The organism is Pseudomonas californiensis (genome assembly GCF_021147775.1).
GTDB classification, from domain to species: Bacteria; Pseudomonadota; Gammaproteobacteria; order Pseudomonadales; family Pseudomonadaceae; genus Aquipseudomonas; species Aquipseudomonas californiensis.
In genome coordinates this window covers 1-1,849 of sequence record NZ_JAGTPK010000108.1, presented here as the reverse complement: position 1 = coordinate 1,849, position 1,849 = coordinate 1, and the positions used below count along the sequence as shown (strand labels likewise).

The following is a 1,849-nucleotide window of genomic DNA, read 5'->3' as shown; positions in this document are numbered from 1 at the left end:
CAGCGCTTTGAAATACCGTTCGCCGAGGGAGTTCAGGCGCTTGGCAGTCGGATTAATTTAACGGGGAGTTGGTGTCCGGTCTTGTAGGGGCGAGTCCAGAAGGGCAACTCCGAGCCTTAGCAGCAGGTCAGGGTGTCTACGAAACTAGGGGCGTTCATGGCGTCCGACAAGCACAATCCGCGTTGACCAGTATATTTTAGGGGCCGCTGCTTGACGAGAAGGGTAGCTCGTAGCTCAAGATATCTCTTAAAGTTAAGACTAAGGATTGGTGACTGTTGTGACACAGCATATTCGTGATGTATCAGATGTCGAGTTGGCTAAGCGTATCAAGGAGCTCAAAGGAATAGCCCCGGCGGCTACTTTTGAGATGATTTTGAAAAAACTTGTCCCGGAAGACAAAATTCAAACTGTGGAAAGGATTATCAGTGGCTTGTCACAAGAGGATGAGTTTGCGCTGCTCTGCAAAATGCTTAACTGCTGTAGTTCAATAACCCCACTTAATCAGACGCCAATTGTCGGTGATGATGAGATCACTCCGGACTTCCAGGCTACTTTTCATGCGGGCTCATTCCTGTCCAACATGAGCAGTATGGATGCATCAGCCTTTAATTGCATGATTGAAGTGAAAAGCACTGAAAAGTTTAAATTCAAAAGCAGTAGATCAGACATTGATAAGCGCAGACGATTCGCCGCAAGGTATAATTTGCCGCTTTTATATGCGATTAGGTTCTCTGCCGTAAAGGACCATGCATTCTGGGTTGTGATATCGGCTGATGACTTATATGATAAAAATAAAATTGATACCTCGGCGTATGTTGATAGTTTGGGTCAGCTGCTGTTTGACAACTACTCCATCATGGTAAATAGTAGTTACACGTTAGTTCGCAGGTATTCAAAAAGCAAGCCGGGTATCGGTGAGAAACATGAGGCGCTCGGTGAGCTCCAGAGTCTTGAACTAGTGAGCAGTGGCGGGAAGGTCTACCGTCCTAGCAACAACGATTCGCTGGTCCTGGCGATGCTTTATAATATATTCGCGAGCACTAAAAGTTATACTGAAACCTATAATGGCGAAAGTTTTGTTTATTCGGGGTTTGAGCTGATGCGTTTTTTAACGCTTGTGGATGCCGTTTATTACTTGAATAATTTGATTTCCGATGCGGATGGCAATAAGTATTATGAGCCTGTCAGAGCGATGGCTAACTTAGATTCTCCGACTAACCCCACAATGATCATTACACGGTCGGTCATAGAGGGAGTTATTCGTCGGATCAATGAAGCTTGTGGTGACTTCTTCCTCTTCGGAATCCTTGGTGACCACTCGGCGAGGGTTGATAAGTTGATGAATTTGATGAAAATTAATGATGCCGAGAGCGGTGAAGCACGGCAGCAATAAACTCTGGCGTCCGTCAGCTGGATCATCTTTAATTGGTGCCGCAGACCTCAGTAGGATACCGACGCTCACCGGTATCAAGTGGCCTAAGCGGACGTCGTCAAGCGTCCGCTTCTGGCCCAGAGTGTGTAAAAACGCTTCGCCAAAATTAAAGTGTGCGCGCCTACGTTAAATCTGAAATTTATCGGCACGTCAGCTGATTTGGATTTCGCGTAGAAGCACGATTCTCATTAAAGTTTTGAGTGGCTGACTCGCTCAAAAACGTTTTTACACAGCCTCGGCCAGTTGCTGCCGGTCGTCATCCGACAGGTTGAGTGCGGTTTGAGGTAGTCAATAATGGTTCATGGCTAATCGCAATACAACGTAAGCGCTCCATAAACCCCACTTGGCTAAAGATAGGTAAAGCGCTTAGCTGTGAAGTCGAGGTTCGCAGTTCCACGGCAGCAAGGCTTCGTAATC

The 1,849-nt window shown here is 46.6% G+C and carries 1 protein-coding gene; it reads left to right on the top strand.

Translation table 11 applies throughout. The features are described from left to right. Window positions 1–277 precede the first annotated feature (277 nt). On the top strand, window positions 278–1,393 hold the full coding sequence (locus KDX37_RS29075) for a hypothetical protein (RefSeq protein ID WP_231656618.1): 1,116 nt from the start codon (window positions 278–280) through the stop codon (window positions 1,391–1,393). The last annotated feature ends 456 nt before the right edge of the window (window positions 1,394–1,849 follow it).